The following is a 21481-nucleotide window of genomic DNA, read 5'->3' on the forward strand; positions in this document are numbered from 1 at the left end:
ATTTCAAGTGATGTAAATCCACCGCAAAATTACTAAATTATCCTTAGTTTTATACGTTACTGAGGGAAAAGCCGTACATTTGTCATTAAAAATAAGTAAAGGTATGCAAACGTCGGACAGTATTGTTATTATTCCAACCTATAACGAGCGAGAAAACATCGAAAACATTATTCGTGCTGTTTTTGGTCTCGAAAAGTTTTTCATGTCCTTGTCATCGAAGACGGGTCGCCCGATGGTACTGCCGGAATTGTAAAAGGTCTGCAACAAGAGTTCCCTGAGCGTCTCTTCATCATCGAGCGGAAAGGGAAACTAGGGTTGGGTACTGCTTACATCGCCGGATTCAAATGGTCCTTGGAACATAAATACGAATATATATTCGAGATGGACGCTGACTTTAGTCACAATCCGAATGATTTACCCCGTCTCTATAAAGCTTGTGCGGAGCAAGGAGGAGATGTCTCCATCGGTTCTCGTTATGTAAGTGGAGTTAACGTAGTCAACTGGCCAATGGGACGCGTATTAATGTCTTACTTTGCATCCAAATACGTACGCTTTATTACCGGAGTTCCCGTACATGATACAACCGCCGGATTCGTTTGTTACCGCCGCGAGGTTCTCGAAACAATCGACCTCGAAAACATACGTTTCAAAGGCTATGCTTTCCAGATCGAAATGAAGTTCACGGCTTACAAATGCGGATTCAAAATCATAGAGGTTCCGGTCATCTTTATCAACCGGGAGCTAGGCACCTCGAAGATGAATAGCAGCATCTTCGGCGAAGCGGTGTTCGGGGTCATTAAATTGAAAGTCAACAGTTGGTTCCACAAATTCCCACAGAAGAAATGAAACGTATTCTAATTCAACAAGCAACGATCGTAAACGAAGGAGTCAGCACCCTAGGCTCTGTCGTAATTGAAAACGAAAAGATAGCCGAAATATTGGCAGTTGGTCAAGCTCCTGCCACTCCTTGCGACGAAATCATTGATGCAACCGGCTGTTATCTATTGCCGGGAGCGATTGACGAACACGTCCACTTCCGCGATCCGGGCCTGACTCAGAAAGCGGACTTAGGTAGCGAAGGTAAAGCTGCGGCAGCCGGAGGCGTCACATCAATAATGGATATGCCTAATACGCATCCGCAAACAACGACTCTGGATGCACTTGAAGCGAAATTCAACTTGATGGCTGAGAAGTCGAGAGTCAACTATTCCTGTTATTTCGGAGCAACGAACTCCAACTATCCGGATTTCAGCCAATTGGACAAGCACCGGGTATGCGGAATCAAACTATTCATGGGATCTAGCACCGGCAATATGCTGGTAGACCGAATGGCTAGTTTGGAAAAGATATTCAGTAGTACGGATTTACTGATTGCCGTTCACTGCGAAGATCAGGGAATTGTCAAAGAAAACACGGATAAGTATAAAGCGAAATATGGTGAAGAGGATGTACCTCTCGCCTGCCATCCGGAAATCCGGTCGTCCGAAGCGTGCTATCGTTCATCCGAGCTGGCTGTAAAGTTGGCTCAACAAACGAATGCCCGCCTGCACATCATGCATATTTCGACTGCCAAGGAACTCGAGCTATTCAGTAATCGCCCTCTGGCCGAGAAGCGCATCACTGCCGAGGCCTGCGTCTCACACCTACTTTTTTGCGATAATGATTATGCTACTTTGGGAGCACGCATCAAATGCAACCCCGCCATCAAAACGGCTGATGATCGTAGTGCACTGCGAGCTGCCATTAACGATGGACGAATCGATGCGATTGCAACTGATCATGCGCCCCATCTGCTTAGTGAAAAAGAAGGAGGTGCACTAAAGGCCGCATCCGGTATGCCTACGATCCAATTCTCGCTGGTTAGCATGCTCGAACTATCGAGCCAAGGAGTATTTCCAATTGAAACGGTAGTGGAAAAGATGTCTCATGCGCCGGCTAAGATCTACGAAATACAGAACCGGGGATATATCCGTCAAGGTTATCAGGCCGATCTAGTATTAGTTCGCCCCAATCAACCGTGGACCGTTACGACAGACACTATACTCAGTAAATGCCAATGGAGTCCACTCGAAGGGCGTACTTTCCAATGGAAAGTTGAAAAAACATTTGTGAATGGTCATCTGTTATACAATAAAGGTGAAATAGACGAAAATTATCGCGGACAAGAATTAAGATTCAGATGATTCAACAACATAAGATACATGATGTAGTTCCTTACATCAATTGGATATATTTCTTCCATGCCTGGGGTTTTCAACCTCGGTTTGCTGCCATAGCTAACATTCACGGTTGTGATTCCTGTCGGGCTTCCTGGCTGACTACATTCCCGGAAGAAGACCGTCCCAAAGCCTCCGAAGCGATGCAATTGCTTAAAGAAGCCAACCGCATGCTTGACTTGCTGGACCGGGATTATGAGGTAAAAACGATATTTAAGCTCTGTAAAGCGAACTCCAACGGGGATAATCTAATTCTCGACGGAATAACTTTTCCTTTACTGCGCCAACAAGTAAAGAAACGGGAAAGCGGACCTTTCCTTTGCTTGAGTGATTTTGTGCGTCCTTTATCTTCCGGCATTTCAGATACTATAGGCGCTTTTGCTTCATCCATAGATGCTGATATGCAAGGACTATACGAACAAGACCCGTACAAACATTTGTTGGTACAGACTTTATCGGACCGACTGGCAGAAGCTGCTACCGAAAAGATGCACGAATATGTTCGCAAAGAGGCATGGGGTTATGCGAAAGACGAGAACCTGAGTATTCCCGAACTCTTAGTTGAGAATTACCAAGGTATTCGTCCGGCTGTAGGCTACCCGTCTTTACCCGACCAATCGATTAACTTCCTACTGGACGAATTACTAGACATGAAGCAGATCGGTATTACTCTAACAGGAAATGGAGCCATGTATCCGCACGCTTCTGTATGTGGACTCATGTTTGCCCACCCGGCCTCCGAATATTTCTCCGTTGGTAAAATAGGAGAAGATCAATTGATTGATTATGCTGCAAGAAGAAATAAGAGTGTGGAGGAAGTGCGTAAGTTCCTTGCCGCGAACTTACAATAGTTTCTTTTAGCCTTTCAATTGTGATTTTCCTGCATTCCGCACGACTAATCATAAAAACCAAAGTAAAATGAGTTCAAAATCCATAGAGGTGAATGGCGATACAGAACGAGAGTTCATGGCACTCATCCGGACATACGAACGCGTCATCTATAAAGTATGTTACTTGTATGCGCGGCCCAATGCTCCGCTCAATGACCTCTATCAGGATGTGGTACTCAACCTTTGGAAAGCATACCCCAAGTTTCGAGGTGAATGTAAAATCTCGACTTGGTTTTACCGCATTGCACTGAACACTTGCATTAGCTTTGTCCGTAAGGAGAAGAATGTACCCGAAATGATCTCGTTAACCGGAGATTTCGACAGGCTAATTGAAGAGAATGATCCTTTGAACGATATGTTGAGACAATTATACCAACTAATCAACCAACTCGGTCAACTGGATAAATCAATCATTCTACTTTACTTGGAAGAAAAGAGTTACGAGGAGATAGCGGAAATCACTGGGCTGACTCTTACTAATGTGGCGACTAAACTGAGCCGCATCAAAGACAAACTTAAAAAGATGAAAAAGGAGGAATAGATATGGAACTGGATGAATTGAAAAATTCCTGGGATGCTCTGGACCAACACCTGAAAGATAAAGAACTGATCAAAGAGGAAGATATCAATAAACTGATCAGGCATACGGGGAAGGGAATCAATGCCATAGCTCGGCTTAACATAAAGCTGATCGCGATTTCATTGCCCATACTTGCCCTAATCTTGGCAGATATCTATCTGTACAATATGTTCAACACATTCTATTTCGTTATTCTGGCTGCACTTATCCCCGCTTTCTTCTGGGATTTGTTCACAATCATCTACCTACGTAATACGCGAGCGGATGTAATGCCATTGGTTGAAATTGTAGAGCGAGTTAACCGTTTTCACCGATGGGTAATCGTTGAGCGTATTATGGGTACTTTGCTTTTATTGGGCATTGCCGCTTTTTCATTTGTACATTGGCAAGTATGGCAGTACGGCGTTGGTTTTATCTCATTATTTGTATTTTTATGGACTGGTGGTTTAGTACTTATCCTTTGGATTTACCAGCGCAAATTTCTAGTACAAATCCATGAGATTAAAAAGAATCTCGACGAATTAAAAGAACTGATGTAACCGACAGTTTGCGACATCAAACACTATATGGATATGCTACAACGAGTTTTTATTATTCTATTATTGTTTTTCATTCTGCCGGATTTATATCTGTACTTCCGGTTTATTGTCCGGATCACAAAGAATCTTGCTTATCGCATTCTCTATTGGATCCCCAGCTTACTTCTAACGTCAGGTATTGTCTACCTGACCTTCTTTGCCAATGATACGCTTTCCGAAGAATATACTCTGCAAATCGGTTGGTTCTCTGTTTGCTTTTTCTTATTTTCAGCTCCCAAGCTAATATTAGTTTTCTTCACGCTGCTCGGCGCTCCTTTTCACAGATGGTTGCGTTGGCCTCGTACTCCTTTTATTTGTACCGGACTTACTCTAGCACTTTGTTGTATTGTTATGATTCTATATGGTTCCTTTTTCGGGCGTACACAGTTCGAGGTTAAAGAGGTTGATTACGTTTCTTCCCGACTCCCTGAAGCCTTTGACGGTTATCGCATCGTTCAACTATCCGACCTCCATATCGGTAGTTGGAAAGGTAACGACAAACCGATTCGCAAAATGGTGGAGTTGGCTAACGCACAACATGCCGATCTGATTGTTTTTACGGGTGACTTAGTTAATCACCGTGCCTTGGAACTAAATGGATTTGAAGATATCCTATCCGGCCTTCAGGCTAAAGACGGTGTCTATTCCATCTTGGGCAACCATGATTATGCTCCCTATTTTCGCTGGAAGGATAAACGGGATCAGGTTGCCAATCTTATTGAGTTGAAACGCAAAGAGAAAGAGATGGGATGGATTTTGTTGAATAATGAACATACCATCATCCATCAGGGCAAAGATAGCATTGCACTAATCGGTGTGGAGAATGAAGGTGAACCTCCTTTCTCACAACACGGTGATTTGCACAAAGCCATCAAAGGCACCGAGGGAATGTTTCAACTTCTCTTGAGCCATAACCCAACCCATTGGAGAAGAGAGGTACTTCCGGAATCAACTGTAGATCTAATGTTAGCCGGGCACACACACGGCATGCAGTTGCAATTCGGTCACTATTCACCGGCTTCAATGGTCTATCCCGAATGGAGCGGCATGTACTACGAAGGAACACGCGCGCTGTATGTGAATATCGGAATTGGTTATGTGGGGCTTCCTTTCCGCTTTGGAGCTTGGCCGGAAATCACAGTCATTACTTTAAAGCGTTCTTAACGATCCGAACCTGACTTTTTCCACTAGACAATCGCACGACTTGTACTTGTGTAGGAATACGCTCTGTCATCTCGCTCACATGAGAGATGACACCTATTTTGCGCCCCTGAGTCTGCAAGCGCTCCAAAGCATCCATGGCGATACGCAACGTATCCACATCTAGCGCCCCAAAACCTTCATCAATAAACAGTGATTCTACGTTCATCCGGTTAGAGGATAAAGAAGATAAGCCCAAAGCCAGAGCTAAGGAAACCAGAAAAGATTCGCCACCTGACAAAGAGTGCACGCTTCGGATCTCACCCATCATGTCAAGATCGGCAATCTGTAAAGCTAATGTGTCCGTAATCCGCTGCAGTTCATAACGAGGAGCTAAATCTTGCAGATGCTTATTAGCATATACTAACAACACTTCTAACGTATATCCTTGGGCAATCTCTTTGAACTTGTTTCCGGTTTGCGAGCCAAAAAGTTCATTTAGCTTTGCCCAATCCTCATATAGGTTCTTTTTCTCTTCCAGTTCTTTCTCAAAAGCTACAATACGCGACTTGCCTTTTTCGTGATTTTCGAAAGCTAAGTCAATCTGAATCTTACGATTGGATCGAATTTCTATTTCATTGCGACAAACAGCTTGTTGATCTAACAATACCTCCTTGACCTCTTCCTCGCCCGGACGGATTTCTTTCTCCTGATGCTGCAACCACTGCTGTTTCCGCTCCCGATGAACAGCTAATAAAGAAGTTTCCCGTTCTTTCAGTCCGGTCAATTCTTTTCTTTCTGTGGCCAACCATTCCGCATCGTTCGCCAATAAAGCTGCCAGTTCTTCTACAGAACTGATATCACTGTGACGCAACAACCAACTATCGATCCGAACTTGATCTTCTTTCTCCTGAATAGCGAGCTGTTTCAGTTCTTTGCCTTGCTGATCGATGATGCTTTTGCATGCCTCTCTTTCCACTTGCAATTGATGCCGCCGTTCCATAGAATCAGAAAGTTTTTTCTCTAGTCCAGTAAGCTGGCGACTATGCGTCTCTATGACTTCGATCGTTGGTTTTCCTCCCAATAATGCAGAACGTTCTTTCAACAATTCTTCACCAACTCCTATCAACGTTGTTTTTTTCTGCTTACGTTCCTCATAGACAGCCGTACTATTCTTCCACTCGTTCTGCTGACTATCTTGCTGAGCCTGCAACTTGGTTATTTTCTCATTCATCGAAGTTTGTCCGGCAAGGTGTTCATTCCATTTCCGACTGAAATCCAACACACTTTGTTTCAACTGTCCGGTTTCAAGCAGATGTTCCCAAGACGGGAGAATGCTTACGAATGTAGCCAACTTCTCTCTCGTAGCGTTCATGTGACGCACGTAGTCTTCGACGAGAGTTTTCAAGCGAATTATGTCTTCGTTGCGACGGTTAATAGCCGCTGTCAACGTTTCGATTTCTTTGGCTACTTCCGCTTTAGCATTGTTCAACTTTTCTTCTTCCAACGTCTGCACATCGGTGCGGTCTTTCAATGGATGATGCAAGCTTCCACATACCGGACAAGGTGCTCCATCCTGCAACTGTGTGCGAAGGCTAACAATCTCCGTAGGCAACAAAAGGTTCAGCTGTTCGGACTCAGCTTTTAAATCATTGAGTCGCTTATTCTCTTTTTCACAACTCGCTGTATTCTTCTCCCACATCTCCTGGTTAAAGCGCCGTTGCCCTTCTGTTGTTTCCATATCGGTCAACAGGCTTACCACCAATCCGGTTTCCGGAACTAATGCAGCGTATGAGTTATATTTCTCAAACCATTCGTCAATACGCTGTTTGTCTGTGCGACACTGAATTAATTCTTGTTCGGAATTACGCCAAAGTTTATCCTGATTTTGTGCTTTGAATAAGGCGTCATTTGCTTCTTTGGTTGCCTCAGCTACTTGTTTCTTCACTTCCGCCATGCGCACATCCAACTCACGGGCTGCATTTATCTCAGGTTCTAAACGTTTCAGCAGTTCTTTGTACGCTGTCGCAGATTCCCGATTTATTGCTTCTTCCTTCAAGATAGCTGTTAGCAATTCCTCCTTTTTACGCAATACTTCCTCTTGTTCAACGATGTTACGCTGCTTTTCAACCGTTTGCTTGCGGATAGCAGAGAGTTCCATATAGGTATCTCGAATTTCTTGAACTTGCTCGATACGTTGCAGACGGTTATAGCGGGGAGCGGCAGTTGTAATACGCTCACTGACTTCTTTCAACTCATTCTCCGACTGGCTTATACCTAAAGTTAAAGCCTGCTCCTCTTCAATCCATTTTAACTTGACACCTTTCTCCTCTTCTTCCTTTTTCAAAGCATTCAGTTGCAAAAGAAGCTGGCTCTGTTCCAACGACAATTGTTCCCTCTGCTCTTCCGATAATAATTCGACTCCTTTAATGCGCTCCAATATACGTCCGTACTCATTTTCTGCCAGCTTCGTCTTTTCGTATATTGAAGCAGAGATACGTGAATAGATATCGGTACCGGTAAGTTTCTCCAGTATTTCGGCTTTCTCAGATTGCCGGGCTTTAAGAAAAGTCGCAAAGTCACCTTGGGCCAGTAGTACGGAACGATTGAACTGTTCAAAAGAAAGTCCTACTAAGTCGGCAATGCGAGCTAACAGTTCGGTTTTAGTTCCTTGTTCTTCAATTCCGCTCGTCAGATTAGTCAGTGTCATTTCAACCTTTTGCAAAGAACCGTCAACCCTACCACGGGAGCGCCTTACACTCCACCGAGAACGATACGTATCACCCGTTAACGCAACAAAATCAACTTCCGAATAGCCTTCAGATGTACCCCGCCTCAAGATTGAGCGGCTATCGTTCTGAGATAAGGAACGGTCTTGCACATCGGATAGCAGGATATTATTTTCCTTCGCTTTATTCATGCGAGGCGTACAATCGAATAGAGCCAAGCAAAGCGCATCCAGCAGTGTGGACTTTCCGGCTCCTGTATGCCCAGTTATTGCAAAGATCCCAGCTGATTGGAGAGGTTCTTGCATAAAATCAAGTTCAAACTCTCCTTCCAAAGAGGCTAGATTCTTACCACGAATAGCTATAACTTTCATAGTCTGGCTCCTCCTATCACCTCATGAAGCATCTGCTGCATTGTATCCGGCATTTCATTACCTCCATATTTTCTTTTGAACACATCTAAAGCGATATCCATCGGATGAATAGATTGCAACTCCTCGTATGTTAGTGTACGAAGAGCACTTTCTGTTTTAGGCGGCAGCATGGCAGCAATACGCGCCAATCGTACCGATTTCCCTTTCAGAGCTTCTTCGATTTTATATTTGTAAGCAGGTTCCGGGCCATCCATCAAAACTTTTATCTCCAGATACGGTGAGCATTCGGTGACTTCTCCTACCGGTAGAGCTTCAATAACCTTTAGTACGACGTCCAGTGGTTGTGCCTGCGAAGGTACACTCAATAAGTTCACTAAGGGTTCGTAGTCCAACTTTTCCAGACGAACGTTATTTTCGTCGCATTCGATGAATACGACACCTTGCTTATTATTCTTTTCGGCAAAAGACATCGGGATAGGTGCGCCTGCATAACGAACATTCTCCCTTCCGGATACACGTTGTGAACGATGCAGATGCCCCAATGCTGTATACGTAATACCCGAGGCAAAAGCTTCGGGAGAAACACATTCCAATCCTCCGATTATGGTACGTTCGGAACGATCATTTTCTGAGATCTCGGCTCCTGTTGCTTGTAAATGCCCCATAGCGATAATAGGTTTACCCTCGTCCTTTACTTCTTGAAACAATTCGGTATATAAGGCCTGTACTCCTTCGGCATAACTATCCGCGGGTGGATAGTCGCCTTGACGCAAATAAGGAACAGCCAGACAATAAGCTTCCAATTGCCCATCTTTAGCAATCGGAAGAATCAAATGTTGAAAGTCTATATTTCCATTAGCATCCCTACGTACAATTCCTCTTACCGTTATATTCATCTCTTCCAACAAGGGACTAGGAGCCTCCAAGCGCGCCGCAGAATCATGATTCCCGGCAATAATAATAATTTGCAACTTGGGACAAAGTGAAGTTATCTGTTTCAGAAAGGAATAGTATACCCGTTGAGATTCAGCAGACGGATTAGGCGTATCAAAAACATCACCGGCTACCAGTAGCACATCCGCCTGCTGTTCCTGAATACAGCTAGTTAACCATTTCAGAAAGTCGGCATGTTCTATTCGGCGGTCATATTCATAGAAAGTTTGCCCCAAGTGCCAGTCGGATGTATGGATAATTCGTATCATTGATCTTTTTTCATTTTAGGATAGGCAAAGTTATTTATATTCCTTCATTATGCAATTTTTTCTGAAAGATTCATGTATATTTGCACATATAATTTAAGTGACCCCTATGAAAATTTTGTACTACATTTATCAGATCTTTATAGCTTTACCTATATTACTGGTATTGACTATTCTCACAGCGGTTGTAACGATCCTTGGTTCTTTACTGGGAGGAGCACATATTTGGGGATATTACCCTGGAAAAATATGGTCGCAACTAATTTGTGTTTTTCTGCTAATTCGTGTCAAAGTGCACGGACGCGAGAAGCTGCATAAACGAACTTCATACATATTTGTCCCCAATCATCAGGGTTCATTCGACATCTTCCTTATCTATGGTTTCATTGGACGCAACTTTAAATGGATGATGAAAAAAAGTTTGCGTAAGATTCCATTTGTAGGGAAAGCTTGTGAGAGCGCCGGACATATTTTTGTTAACCGTTCAGGTCCGAAGAAAGTATTAGAGACCATCCAAAAAGCCAAGGAATCATTGAAAGATGGTGTATCTTTAGTCGTTTTCCCAGAAGGAGCACGTACATTTACCGGCCACATGGGATACTTCAAGAAGGGTGCTTTCCAGCTAGCAGATGATTTACAACTAGCCGTTGTTCCTGTCACAATTGATGGTTCGTTTGAAATTCTTCCGCGAACTGGCAAATGGATTCATCCTCACCGCATGATCTTAACAATACATGATCCGATTCCGCCTAAAGGTAAAGGCACTGAAAATATAAAGCTACAATGGCCGAAGCTTATTCTATGGTAGAAAGTGCCTTGCCCGAGAAATATAAAGGAATGGTTAAAAACGAAGATCAAGACAGATAAACCGCCTATAAACAATATGTGGAGGTACTCACGCACCCCCACATACCTAACCAGTCATATAATTAATCTATCAAATCAAAAAAACAAATCTTTTAACTTGATCAAAAAACTCTATTCAAACTTGATAAAGACTAGGCCTCGGCAACTGCCGATTTCTAACTTACAAGTTTCACATCTGAAAGTCACAAACCAATTTCAATTATTTATTCGGTCGTAAACTCTCCATAAACAGATCCACCGAGAGGATTCAGAACTTCCAATAAATGTTCTCCAGCTTCGTATCCTTCAAGCGAAAAAACAAATACCTGCCCTAATTGAGCTACTCCACCCGTTACTTCCAAGTCTCCATCTATAGAGAGATTGAAAGCATCAACTGCTCTTGTAAATTCTATGTATATCTTATCATTGTTTATATAAACAACGACAGGAATATCAGGCTCTGTAGCCCGACGACTACCTCTCTGCGAAAACTCCCCTTTCATAGGAACATTCGTTGTAGTATTTGCAGAGGTCTCTTCAACACTAGAAAAAGCATTAACATTACTTGTGCAACACATAATAGCGACAAGTACTAATAGAATTAAACGTGATTTCATATACTACCATTTTTGATTTTTCAAAAGTAGGGTTTCCCTATGAAAACACAAAAAAATACACCCAGACAAATAAAGGAGTACAAAAGACAAGCAACACGCTTATTATAAAGCAATTAAGCTAAAACGCAAGTGGAATCACCCGGACAATCCAAATCATTATTCACTAATACTTCCGCAAAAACTCTTCTAAATCATCATTAATTGAAATTCCTATTCTCTTTTTCAATCGTCCTTTAGCCTTGGTCACAGAGTCAGAAGCAGTATGAAATATACGCCCCAACTCTTCGTGCGTAAATCCACACCTAAACAAACAACAGATTTCAATATCGTGTTTAGTCAAATTTGAGAATTCTTGCCGGAGCCGGGAATAAAAGTTATGATGCATGAAATCCAATAGCGTAAAAATACGTCCCCAATCTTCACCACTCAGATCTTCTTTGATAGAATCATTTTTCAAAGAGAGCAACAGACGCATGGCTACCAAATAGTCCGTAATTTCCGAGTCGTTAATTACCCGATCACTATCTAAGGTCTTGATTCGGCCTATCAACTCTTTATTCTGCATGGAGAGAACTAAAACTTTCGCATTCAATGCTCCCATTTTATTGCGGGTAGCATCAGACTCATCTTCACGCTGGCGATATTCCTGAACTTCTTTTTCGTAAATACGTATCAAAACCCGGTTGGAATCAATCACCCGCTCAATTTCTCTGATGCGTTTCTTCTTCTCGTTCAACTTAAAATAGTAATAACACAGAAAACAGACCATAGCTACCAACAAAGCCAGACATAGAAGCAATTTGTTTTTATATGCGATTGTATTCTGCAAATTTTCTTTCTGTAGCTTCTCGTTATCGTACTTCTTTTGCAAATCAGCCATAGCCTTGCCGATTTCCTCCTTTTGAGACTGCTGACGAATAGAATCTTCTTCCTCTTTATAAGATAAGGCTAATCGCAAATCTCCTCTTTCCTTTTCCAATCCTGACAAACAATTATAAGCATCAGCTTTTAGATCAAGATGAGTAGAGTTCAGACATTTCATTAAATGATATTCAGCTTTAGACAGTTCCTTGGTATATAGGTATAATTTACCAAGAGACAAATGCGTAGAATAACGGTAATTTATATTCTCCTCTAAATTCAGAGAAGCCAAAAAGTAGCTTTCAGCTTTACCATACTCTTTGCGTTCACGATACAAAACGCCCAATTCCTGCATAATGGAAGATTCCGAAGCAGACTTACTTAAACTCGCAACCTCAAGAGCCGACTGATAATAGGCTCGAATCGTATCAAAACTTTCACGCTCATAGAAATGAACTCTGGCAATATTTCTCAGGGCATAACTCAGACAACACGAATCTTTTGCATAGGTATAATAAGTTCGAGAACTTTTGTAGTTCTTCAACGCTTCTTCTAAAAAATCTTGTTCCCAACAGAGATCACCGATCCTTTCGGATATCAGACCAAGTAGTTTATACTCTTTACTGCCTTCGAGAATCGTTCGAGCTTGAAGATAAGCCTTCATCGCTTCTTCATGCCTACTCAATTCTTGCATCACCCGACCATAATAAAAATAGGTTTTCCCTTTGGAGCGAAAATCATTTTTATCTGATGCGTAATATTGCACAGCAAAACGAATCAATGAATCCGAGCTGAAATCCAAATAGTTCTTATCGATGGCTTGTGTCATCAAAAGCGCATAGTCAGCTTGCGACTTACCAGATAGTTTTTCGGGATGTGGAATATGGTTTAATAAAATCAGCGCACTATCCGGATGCCCCTCCATGCACTGTTCTACCTTCAAGAAGGTATCACTCAAAGGACTTGAATCTCTATTACAGGATACAGTCGCAATGGCGATTAAAAATAGAAGAACTGAATCTATTACAGATTTGATATTCATTTCATCTTAAATTTCAGCAAAAGTAAGCAAAAAACAGTTCTATTTAGCAGTAGAGAACGTATTTTCTTCCATTCGCTGATGCTCTTCTATCAATTTTAGATTTTCTTTGGCTTTGGAGATAAACTCCCGAACCATCTTGTTACTCTTAAAAGTATAAGGAGCATCTTTCAAAATTTCATCTATTTGAGGAGTCATAATGGGATAAGGAAGTGAGCTACATAACATTATGAAGACATTAGGGCCCAATACATTTTCATAATTTTCGGAGATGAATGTCTTTACATATTGATTCATGGCAGTTACTAACGAATCTCCTTCCAAAGATAGCTGACGGTGAATATCTGTAAGATCACCACCTTCTAGCACCATGCGTGTTTCTTTCTGCTCCAAATCAGCCAAGTTCGCTTCCATCTCACTTTTCTTATGGATGAAATCATATAAAGCGGTATTCAAGGGAGTTCCTACTGCTTTCAGTTCAGTATTGCTGATGGTAACAACTGTTTTACCGTTTTCCAGAATAATCGGCATAATATTTTCTTCACCCATAAACAATGTCGCCATTTGCACCGAATCTAGTTTTCCCTTCATCGCAAATGTGCCATGGACAACTTCTGTCGAATCCAGTTTCACCCATTCTCCATCACGCAAAGACTTTAAGTAGAGAGTTTTCCCGTCTAAGGTATTCACCGAAGAGGTCCCTTCAATCTTATATGCATGCGTACATGATGCAAGAAACGGAAGCAAAAACAAGAAAGGCAAAATTTTATTGGCGTTCATCTGTTTATTATCTATGAATTCATGGCACAAATGTACAACGGTTTGAGATTTCAAAGAAACATTTTATCAATATTTAAAACTTGTAAGACTATTTTCTTTAATAATCCTTTAAAACAGAACGAATACTCACTTTTTTTCATTTAGTTTATCTAAATTTGCATTCATGATTAGTTCGACTTATGCCCCCTTTTCCAAGCCGCTTTATGTGATGTTAAAGCCTGTAGGAGCTGTATGCAACCTAGCATGCGAATACTGCTATTACTTGGAAAAAGCTGAATTATACCAGAATACCCCTAAACACATTATGAGTGATGAACTCCTGGAAAAGTTCATCGAAGAATATATTAACTCACAAACCATGCCTCAGGTTCTTTTCACTTGGCATGGAGGAGAAACATTAATGCGTCCGCTCTCCTTTTATAAGAAAGCGATGGAGTTACAAAAACGGTATGCCGGCGGACGTACTATTGACAATTGTATCCAAACCAATGGCACTATGCTGACCGATGAATGGTGTCGTTTTTTTAAAGAAAACAATTGGCTGGTTGGTGTATCGATCGACGGTCCGCAAGAGTTTCATGATGAATACCGAAAAAACAAACTAGGCAAGCCTTCTTTTATAAAGGTTATGCAAGGCATTAACCTACTGAAGAAGCACGGTGTGGAATGGAATGCGATGGCGGTTATCAATGATTTTAATGCTGACTACCCACTCGATTTTTATAATTTCTTCAAAGAGATAGGCTGTCGTTATATTCAGTTTGCACCCATTGTGGAACGAATTTATCGACACAATGACGGACGTCATTTGGCGTCGTTGGCGGAAGAAGGGAAAGGAGAACTAGCGGATTTCTCTATTAGTCCCGAACAATGGGGTAACTTTCTTTGTGCCATTTTCGATGAATGGATCAAGCAGGATGTGGGTCAGTACTATATACAATTATTCGATTCGACACTAGCCAACTGGATAGGCGAACAGCCGGGCGTCTGCACAATGGCAAAGACTTGTGGGCACGCAGGCGTTATGGAATTTAACGGAGACGTATATTCGTGTGACCACTTTGTTTTCCCAGCATATAAATTAGGTAACATCTATCAGAAGTCGCTGGTAGAAATGATGTACAGCGAAAAACAAAATGCATTCGGCCTCATGAAGAGTCAATCGCTTCCTACCCAATGCAAGGAGTGTACCTATTTATTTGCCTGCAACGGAGAGTGTCCTAAGAATCGTTTTATGAATACCGCGGATGGAGAAGCCGGACTCAATTACTTATGTAAAGGGTACTATCAATTCTTCGACCACGTAGCACCATACATGGACTTTATGAAAAATGAATTTATGAACCAACGCCCACCTGCCAATATCATGGCAGCTATTCAAAGTGGTAAGTTGCAATAAGAAATAAATAATCCAAATTAATATTCAATAATAATGAACAGACTGAGACTTTATCTATTAGGGTTAATAACGCTAATAGTATGCTCTGCAAGAGCAGACGAGGGAATGTGGTTGTTGCAGTTGATGCAAGAGCAACATTCGATAGACATGATGAAAAAACAAGGTTTAAAACTGGACGCCAAGGACTTATACAACCCGAACGGAGTCTCTCTTAAAGATGCAGTAGGCATCTTCGGAGGAGGATGTACCGGTGAGATTATCTCTCCCGAAGGACTTATCCTGACGAATCATCATTGTGGTTATGCCTCTATCCAACAACATAGCAGTGTTGAACACGATTATCTGACAGATGGTTTCTGGGCTGCTTCGAGAGACAAAGAATTAGCAACTCCGGGGTTGAAGTTTACGTTTATCGAACGAATTGAAGATATTACAGATCTTGTAAATGCAAAGATAGCCGCTAAAGAGATTACAGAGTCCGAGTCGTTCACCGGTCCTTTTCTGGAAAAACTGGCTATGAGCCTTTATCAACAAAGTGATTTGAAAGGCAAAAAAGGAATTGTACCACAAGCTCTTCCGTTTTATGCAGGTAATAGATTCTACATCTTTTATAAGAAGATCTATTCGGACGTACGTATGGTAGCTGCTCCTCCCTCCTCTATTGGGAAGTTCGGTGGAGAAACCGACAACTGGATGTGGCCACGCCATACCGGTGACTTTTCGATCTTCCGTATATATGCGGACGCGAATGGAGAACCTGCCGAATATGCTGCAACCAACACACCTCTAAAGACTCAGAAACATTTATCTATTTCACTGAAAGGTTTGAAAGAAGGAGATTATGCCATGATTATGGGATTTCCGGGAAGCACAAGCCGCTATCTGACTGTTTCCGAAATTAAGGAGCGCATGGAGTCGACCAATGATCCTCGTATCCGCATTCGGGGTGCCCGCTTGTCTGTACTGAAAGAAGTTATGAATGCCAGCGACAAAATACGCATCCAGTATGCGAACAAATATGCCGGATCGAGCAATTACTGGAAGAATTCCATCGGAATGAATAAAGCAATTATCGACAATGACGTATTAGGCACCAAAGCCGAACAGGAAACGCTGTTTGCTGCTTTTGCACAAAAACAGAATAACAGCGATTATGTGAAGGTTGTGAGTCAGATTGACAACCACATAGCCCAGACTTCTCCGCTAAACTATCAGTTTACCAGCCTGCGTGAAGTATTCTTCGCTGCCATTGAATTTGGTAATAATCAGCTAACCACGCTGCGTGAAGCATTAGTTGCCAAGAATGACTCTTTAATTAAAGTCCGTTTACAGGAACTTAAAGAGGCCTATGCTGAAGTTCACAACAAAGACTACGACCATGAAGTAGACCGCAAGGTAGCCAAAGCTTTATTCCCATTGTATGCCGAAATGATTCCGGCAGAGCAACGCCCGTCTATCTACCGGGTTATCGAACAGAAGTATAAAGGAGATTACAATAAGTTTATTGACGAGATGTACGACCATTCAATCATGGCCAATCAAACCAACTTTGATAATTTCGTTAAGAAACCAACTGTTAAAGTTATCGATCAGGATCTGGCTATACAATATTGTCAATCCAAGTACGATGCCTACAGACAGCTTGCAAGCCAACTTCAAGAACTGAACAAAGACTTAGCTCTTTTGCATAAAACATACATCCGCGGACTAAACGAGATGAAGTTACCCGTTCCCTCCTATCCGGATGCGAACTTTACCATTCGGTTGACTTACGGAAATGTGAAAGCATATAGCCCTAAAGACGGTGTGCACTATAATTACTATACGACAACCAATGGAATACTTGAAAAAGAGAATCCGGAAGACCGTGAATTCGTAGTACCTGCCAAGCTGAAAGAATTGATCGAGAACAAAGACTATGGTCGTTACGCTTTGCCCAACGGTGAAATGCCGGTTTGCTTCCTGTCGACGAATGACATCACCGGTGGTAATTCAGGAAGTCCTGTTCTGAATGAAAACGGCGAACTGATTGGTTGTGCTTTTGATGGTAACTGGGAATCACTAAGTGGTGATATTAACTTCGATAACAGCCTGCAACGCTGTATTAATTTGGATATACGCTATGTACTCTTTATCTTGGATAAACTAGGCAACTGCGGACATTTGATTAATGAAATGACAATTGTAGAATAATGAAGAAACTATTTTTATTTACTACTTTTTTATTAGCAACCTTAAGCATTCACGCCGATGAAGGGATGTGGATGCTTACCGACTTGAAAGCGCAGAATGCGGTTGCTATGCGAGAATTAGGACTTGAAATTCCTATTGAAGAAGTTTACAACGCCAACGGATTATCTCTGAAAGATGCAGTCGTGCATTTTGGAGGAGGCTGTACTGGCGAAATCATCTCTTCTGAGGGACTGATCCTTACCAACCATCACTGTGGCTATGGAGCTATCCAACAACATAGTAGCGTAGAGCATGATTATTTAACCGATGGCTTCTGGGCCATGAATCGGGATGCCGAGCTCCTACGCCTGAACTAACCGTTACTTTCATTGACCGTATACTGGATGTAACCAGCTATGTAAACGAACAATTGAAAACAGACGGAGATCCGAATGGCGTTAATTATCTTTCTCCGACTTACCTCAGCAGAGTAGCCGAGCGGTTTGCACGGGCAGAAAAGATAGAAGAAAGCCCAAGTACAAAGCTGGAACTTAAAGCTTTCTACGGAGGCAACAAATATTATTTGTTTGTCAAGACCGTCTATAGCGATATACGTATGGTCGGCGCGCCTCCTTCTTCGATAGGCAAGTACGGGGCCGATACGGACAACTGGATGTGGCCTCGCCATACCGGCGACTTTTCTTTGTTCCGTATCTATGCGGATAAAGATGGCAAGCCGGCAGCGTACGCTAAAGATAACGTTCCACTTCATGTGAAGAAGCATCTTAAAATCAGTATTGCCGGAGTTCAGGAAGGTGATTTTACCTTTGCGATGGGATTTCCGGGGCGTAACTGGCGTTATATGATATCCGATGAAGTTGAGGAACGAATGCAAACAACCAATTTCATGCGTCACCATGTACGTGAAGTTCGGCAAGATGTATTGATGGAACAGATGTTGAAAGATCCTGCTGTGCGTATTCATTACGCCAGCAAATATGCATCATCTGCCAACTATTGGAAAAATGCCATTGGCATGAACGAAGGACTTACCCGTCTGAAAGTGCTTGACACGAAGCGTACACAACAAGAAGACCTTCTAGCTTACGGACGCGAGAAAGGAAATGATGCCTATCAAAAAGCTTTTGATGACATACGCGCCATTGTCGCTCATCGCCGCAACGCACTTTATCATCAGCAAGCCATCAACGAGGCGCTTATCAGTGCACTCGACTTTATGCGCATTCCTTCCACAACCGAACTGGTCGCAGCTCTTCAAGCGAAAGATAAAGAGAAGATCAAGCTGGCTACTCAAAACCTGAAAGTAGAAGGTGATAAATATTTCGCTTCCGTGCCATTCCCCGAGGTTGAATTGTTAGTAGCCAAAGAAATGCTTAAGACTTATGCAAAGTATATTCCAGAAGAGCAGCGAATTAATATCTTCAAGATCATTGATTCTCGTTTCAAAGGAAGTATAGACGCTTTTGCAGAGGCCTGTTTCAAAAGTTCGATTTTCGGCAATCCACAAAACTTCGAAAAGTTTATTCAGAAGCCTAGTCTCTATAAGATAAAGTACGACTGGATGGTGTTATTCAAATATTCAATTACCGATGGAATATTGCAAACAACCATTGCCATGAAAGACGCAAATGCCAATTATGATGCTGCACATAAAGTATGGGTAAAAGGCATGATGGATCTAAAGCGAGAGAAAGGGACTCCAATTTATCCGGACGCGAATTCGACCTTGCGTTTGACATACGGGCAAGTATTGCCTTATGAGCCTGCCGATGGAGTGAAATATGATTATTACACCACCCTCAAAGGGGTAATGGAAAAAGAAGACCCGGCTAACTGGGAGTTTGTAGTACCTGATAAACTCAAACAGCTATACAAAGCCAAAGATTATGGCAAATACGGAAAAGATGGAGAAATGCCTGTCTGCTTCATTGTAAACACCGACAATACCGGAGGTAATTCGGGAAGTCCGGTATTTAACGGCAAGGGACAACTCGTAGGTACTGCGTTCGATCGCAACTACGAAGGGCTTACCGGTGATATAGCATTCCGCCCCTCTTCTCAGCGGGCTGCGTGTGTAGACATCCGTTACATCCTGTTTCTTATTGATAAATATGCCGGAGCATCGCACATCATTGATGAGCTAAGCCTGGTAAATTAAAAAAGATAGAACCGGAAGCAGGTAACTTGCAGATTCAATCAATACTAGCAAGTCCGCTTCCGGTTTTTAGTTAGTCGCTAAACAAACTCCTCTACCATATACATTTCGGAAATGATCGTATTGATCACATCTTCCAGATTCTTAACCGCTTCTTCTTTCGAGTTCCCAGATGCATTGTATTGCATACTAGCTACCATCCACGCATAATACCGACCGTCTACCGCAAACGCGAGTACATAATCATTCTTTTCCAGTTTCATGTTGATAAATAGTTAGTTAATGTTGTTATTGGAGTAATACTTGGCTGCGTCGTAAACATGTTTTCCAATTCAAAGAGAATTTTGCGTTCACAACTTCGAGTCCAATACATAAATTCCCGATTAGGCGTATATGTTTCGGCCGAGCTCAGCAAAGCTTTTAAATCAAAAGAATCGCTAATGATACCGGCACCGGACAATTGAGCATCGTACGCATTACATTCCTGTTCGATGTGTACCGGCACCATCAAGACCGGTTTGCCTAAATACATTGCCTCACAAATCGACTCAAACCCACCTGTGCTTGCATAAGCATAACAACCGGCCATGCCATTGAGGAATTTCACATCATCTATCTGGTGAAAGCTCAATGTTTCGTCAACTTGTGTAACTTCTTCGGCCTCAGCCCTATCCCAAAAAAACTTTAAAGAGACCTCGGGGTGCAAGGCATGAAAGGCTTCTATAGCGTCCGAAAAGCCGGAGTTAACCATATAACCATGGATATGATTTCCCTTTGCAGCTTGCAGCGCCAAAACTTCCTGCCGCAACAGAGGAGGAATTACAACAATCTCCTGCTTTTGATCTTTCTCCATCTGCTGAAAAGAAAGAGCTAGCTTTTTATCTGCCCGAAGACTTGTCAGTCGAGTGAAGAACCGAAGCATAAATAATTGGAGCGAACTCCTTTCCGGAAACTTAAACTCCTGATGCAAAAACATATACTGATGTCCAATGCATACACAGGGAACAGACGGACGAAAGAACGCGTAAGTCAGTCCGGCCAATAGTTCGTAGAAATTGATAACAACTTCTGCCCCACTCTCCTCAATACGGCGATTGATATAGCGAATGCTACGTAGATATTCCGGAAAATGCATGAGATTATAAGTGAAGCTTTTCTTCAGATTCATTCTTTTATGATCTGCTTCGGGTAAAAAGTTGGGGCTGATAAAACGCTTTACCGGTGCTTGAACACTTCGATTGAAGAATCCCGGTAAAGTACGCGTCGAACTTTTACCAACCAATATCTCCACAACTTCATGCCCGTTACGTATCAACATATCTTCAAGCGTGATGGCCTGTGTAAGATGCCTCTGCCCTCTCCTTGAACAATAAATAAAAATTTCATAAGCAATAGTTATTGGTTCCGTTTCTGTTTTTTTCTTTACGCAAAGATCCTTTTTCCATGTTACAATGGAATAACTACGAGATGACTATTTGATGAACAAATATGCCTATTTCACCGTTATAGTAATAAATCAGTTAATATACACCGTATTCATAGCTCCTGATAGATGTGAATACCATAAAGAAAGGAAAAATCATGGAAAAGTTCGAAGATTTAATACAATCCCCCACTCCCGTTTTAGTAGATTTCTATGCTGAATGGTGTGGACCCTGCAAGGCTATGAAACCGATTCTAGAAGAAGTGAAGGCAGCCGTAGGTGATAAAGTGCGAATCGTAAAAATAGATGTAGATGAGCGCCCGGCACTGGCTGGTGACTATCAGATACAGGCAGTACCGACATTTATTCTTTTCAAGAACGGTGAACCGGTATGGAGACATTCCGGTGTTATCCAGACCAATATCTTGAAAGGAGTATTGGCTCAGCATTACGTATAAAGAATTT

14 protein-coding genes and 4 pseudogenes are annotated in these 21481 nt (G+C 42.1%); 11 read left to right on the forward strand and 7 right to left on the reverse strand.

Annotated features, from left to right (window positions below; genetic code table 11):
- Nucleotides 1-103: 103 nt before the first annotated feature.
- The 6 genes and pseudogenes from JCM10512_RS04905 (at nt 104) to JCM10512_RS04930 (ending at nt 5428) form a co-directional block, all read left to right on the forward strand.
- Nucleotides 104-846 (forward strand): annotated as a pseudogene (locus JCM10512_RS04905) (polyprenol monophosphomannose synthase).
- Complete coding sequence (locus JCM10512_RS04910) at nt 843-2183, forward strand: dihydroorotase (protein ID WP_044161006.1); 1341 nt, start codon at nt 843-845, stop codon at nt 2181-2183. Before JCM10512_RS04905 ends, JCM10512_RS04910 begins: the two are co-directional and overlap by 4 nt.
- Nucleotides 2180-3067: a vitamin B12 dependent-methionine synthase activation domain-containing protein gene (locus JCM10512_RS04915; RefSeq protein WP_044161010.1), complete on the forward strand. Its 888-nt coding sequence runs from the start codon at nt 2180-2182 to the stop codon at nt 3065-3067. Before JCM10512_RS04910 ends, JCM10512_RS04915 begins: the two co-directional genes overlap by 4 nt.
- A gap of 67 nt (nt 3068-3134) precedes the next feature.
- Nucleotides 3135-3647 carry an RNA polymerase sigma factor gene (locus JCM10512_RS04920; RefSeq protein ID WP_044161014.1) on the forward strand — a complete coding sequence of 171 codons (513 nt, stop codon included), beginning with the start codon at nt 3135-3137 and terminating at the stop codon, nt 3645-3647.
- A gap of 2 nt (nt 3648-3649) precedes the next feature.
- Nucleotides 3650-4225 (forward strand): hypothetical protein, encoded by a 576-nt coding sequence (locus JCM10512_RS04925; RefSeq protein ID WP_044161018.1) that lies wholly within the window; start codon nt 3650-3652, stop codon nt 4223-4225.
- Nucleotides 4226-4258: 33 nt separating this feature from the next.
- Nucleotides 4259-5428: a metallophosphoesterase gene (locus JCM10512_RS04930; RefSeq protein ID WP_044161217.1), complete on the forward strand. Its 1170-nt coding sequence runs from the start codon at nt 4259-4261 to the stop codon at nt 5426-5428.
- Here the strand turns inward: JCM10512_RS04930 and JCM10512_RS04935 are convergent.
- Both JCM10512_RS04935 and JCM10512_RS04940 read right to left on the reverse strand, forming a co-directional pair.
- Entirely contained in the window at nt 5409-8504 is a 3096-nt protein-coding gene (locus tag JCM10512_RS04935; RefSeq protein WP_044161021.1) for an AAA family ATPase, read from the reverse strand. The genes JCM10512_RS04930 and JCM10512_RS04935 overlap by 20 nt on opposite strands.
- On the reverse strand, nt 8501-9706 hold the full coding sequence (locus JCM10512_RS04940) for an exonuclease SbcCD subunit D (protein ID WP_044161024.1): 1206 nt from the start codon (nt 9704-9706) through the stop codon (nt 8501-8503). Before JCM10512_RS04940 ends, JCM10512_RS04935 begins: the two co-directional genes overlap by 4 nt.
- Nucleotides 9707-9812: 106 nt before the next feature.
- Here JCM10512_RS04940 and JCM10512_RS04945 point away from each other — a divergent pair.
- Nucleotides 9813-10570 (forward strand): annotated as a pseudogene (locus JCM10512_RS04945) (lysophospholipid acyltransferase family protein).
- A gap of 203 nt (nt 10571-10773) precedes the next feature.
- Here JCM10512_RS04945 and JCM10512_RS04950 read toward each other — a convergent pair.
- The 3 genes from JCM10512_RS04950 to JCM10512_RS04960 all read right to left on the reverse strand — a co-directional run bounded on the left by JCM10512_RS04950 (nt 10774) and on the right by JCM10512_RS04960 (nt 13846).
- On the reverse strand, nt 10774-11166 hold the full coding sequence (locus tag JCM10512_RS04950; protein WP_044161028.1) for a DUF3244 domain-containing protein: 393 nt from the start codon (nt 11164-11166) through the stop codon (nt 10774-10776).
- 163 nt (nt 11167-11329) lie between these two features.
- Nucleotides 11330-12985: a tetratricopeptide repeat protein gene (locus JCM10512_RS04955; protein ID WP_148298274.1), complete on the reverse strand. Its 1656-nt coding sequence runs from the start codon at nt 12983-12985 to the stop codon at nt 11330-11332.
- Nucleotides 12986-13108: 123 nt separating this feature from the next.
- A complete protein-coding gene (locus JCM10512_RS04960; RefSeq protein WP_044161220.1) occupies nt 13109-13846 on the reverse strand; it encodes a DUF4369 domain-containing protein in 738 nt (245 codons plus the stop codon).
- A 163-nt stretch (nt 13847-14009) separates the two neighbouring features.
- Here JCM10512_RS04960 and JCM10512_RS04965 point away from each other — a divergent pair, with 163 nt between their 5' ends.
- The 3 genes and pseudogenes from JCM10512_RS04965 to JCM10512_RS04975 all read left to right on the forward strand — a co-directional run bounded on the left by JCM10512_RS04965 (nt 14010) and on the right by JCM10512_RS04975 (nt 19596).
- Nucleotides 14010-15245, forward strand: a complete 1236-nt coding sequence (locus tag JCM10512_RS04965) for an anaerobic sulfatase-maturation protein (protein WP_044161034.1) — start codon at nt 14010-14012, stop codon at nt 15243-15245.
- A 33-nt stretch (nt 15246-15278) separates the two neighbouring features.
- Nucleotides 15279-17438, forward strand: coding sequence for a S46 family peptidase (locus tag JCM10512_RS04970; RefSeq protein ID WP_044161037.1), 2160 nt, complete (start codon nt 15279-15281; stop codon nt 17436-17438).
- Nucleotides 17438-19596 (forward strand): annotated as a pseudogene (locus JCM10512_RS04975) (S46 family peptidase). Before JCM10512_RS04970 ends, JCM10512_RS04975 begins: the two are co-directional and overlap by 1 nt.
- 77 nt (nt 19597-19673) lie before the next feature.
- On the opposite strand, the gene JCM10512_RS04980 reads toward JCM10512_RS04975, so the two are convergent.
- Both JCM10512_RS04980 and JCM10512_RS04985 read right to left on the reverse strand, forming a co-directional pair.
- Nucleotides 19674-19856, reverse strand: a complete 183-nt coding sequence (locus JCM10512_RS04980) for a hypothetical protein (protein ID WP_044161040.1) — start codon at nt 19854-19856, stop codon at nt 19674-19676.
- Nucleotides 19853-20979 (reverse strand): annotated as a pseudogene (locus tag JCM10512_RS04985) (glycosyltransferase family protein). Before JCM10512_RS04985 ends, JCM10512_RS04980 begins: the two are co-directional and overlap by 4 nt.
- Nucleotides 20980-21174: 195 nt before the next feature.
- Between JCM10512_RS04985 and trxA the strand changes: the two are divergent.
- The gene (gene trxA / locus JCM10512_RS04990; protein ID WP_044161043.1) at nt 21175-21474 is read left to right on the forward strand and encodes a thioredoxin; all 300 of its coding nucleotides are present in this window, start codon (nt 21175-21177) and stop codon (nt 21472-21474) included.
- Nucleotides 21475-21481 lie beyond the last annotated feature (7 nt).

The sequence above is a fragment of the Bacteroides reticulotermitis JCM 10512 genome (assembly GCF_000517545.1).
GTDB lineage: Bacteria > Bacteroidota > Bacteroidia > Bacteroidales > Bacteroidaceae > Bacteroides > Bacteroides reticulotermitis.

Excerpts from the sequence above, each read along its gene's own strand:
- JCM10512_RS04910 (WP_044161006.1), top strand. The coding sequence starts at position 843 with ATGAAACGTATTCTAATTCAACAAGCAACGATCGTAAACGAAGGAGTC.
- JCM10512_RS04915 (WP_044161010.1), top strand. The coding sequence starts at position 2,180 with ATGATTCAACAACATAAGATACATGATGTAGTTCCTTACATCAATTGG.
- JCM10512_RS04920 (WP_044161014.1), top strand. The coding sequence starts at position 3,135 with ATGAGTTCAAAATCCATAGAGGTGAATGGCGATACAGAACGAGAGTTC.
- JCM10512_RS04925 (WP_044161018.1), top strand. The coding sequence starts at position 3,650 with ATGGAACTGGATGAATTGAAAAATTCCTGGGATGCTCTGGACCAACAC.
- JCM10512_RS04930 (WP_044161217.1), top strand. The coding sequence starts at position 4,259 with ATGCTACAACGAGTTTTTATTATTCTATTATTGTTTTTCATTCTGCCG.
- JCM10512_RS04935 (WP_044161021.1), bottom strand. The coding sequence starts at position 8,504 with ATGAAAGTTATAGCTATTCGTGGTAAGAATCTAGCCTCTTTGGAAGGA.
- JCM10512_RS04940 (WP_044161024.1), bottom strand. The coding sequence starts at position 9,706 with ATGATACGAATTATCCATACATCCGACTGGCACTTGGGGCAAACTTTC.
- JCM10512_RS04950 (WP_044161028.1), bottom strand. The coding sequence starts at position 11,166 with ATGAAATCACGTTTAATTCTATTAGTACTTGTCGCTATTATGTGTTGC.
- JCM10512_RS04960 (WP_044161220.1), bottom strand. The coding sequence starts at position 13,846 with ATGAACGCCAATAAAATTTTGCCTTTCTTGTTTTTGCTTCCGTTTCTT.
- JCM10512_RS04965 (WP_044161034.1), top strand. The coding sequence starts at position 14,010 with ATGATTAGTTCGACTTATGCCCCCTTTTCCAAGCCGCTTTATGTGATG.
- JCM10512_RS04970 (WP_044161037.1), top strand. The coding sequence starts at position 15,279 with ATGAACAGACTGAGACTTTATCTATTAGGGTTAATAACGCTAATAGTA.
- JCM10512_RS04980 (WP_044161040.1), bottom strand. The coding sequence starts at position 19,856 with ATGAAACTGGAAAAGAATGATTATGTACTCGCGTTTGCGGTAGACGGT.
- trxA (WP_044161043.1), top strand. The coding sequence starts at position 21,175 with ATGGAAAAGTTCGAAGATTTAATACAATCCCCCACTCCCGTTTTAGTA.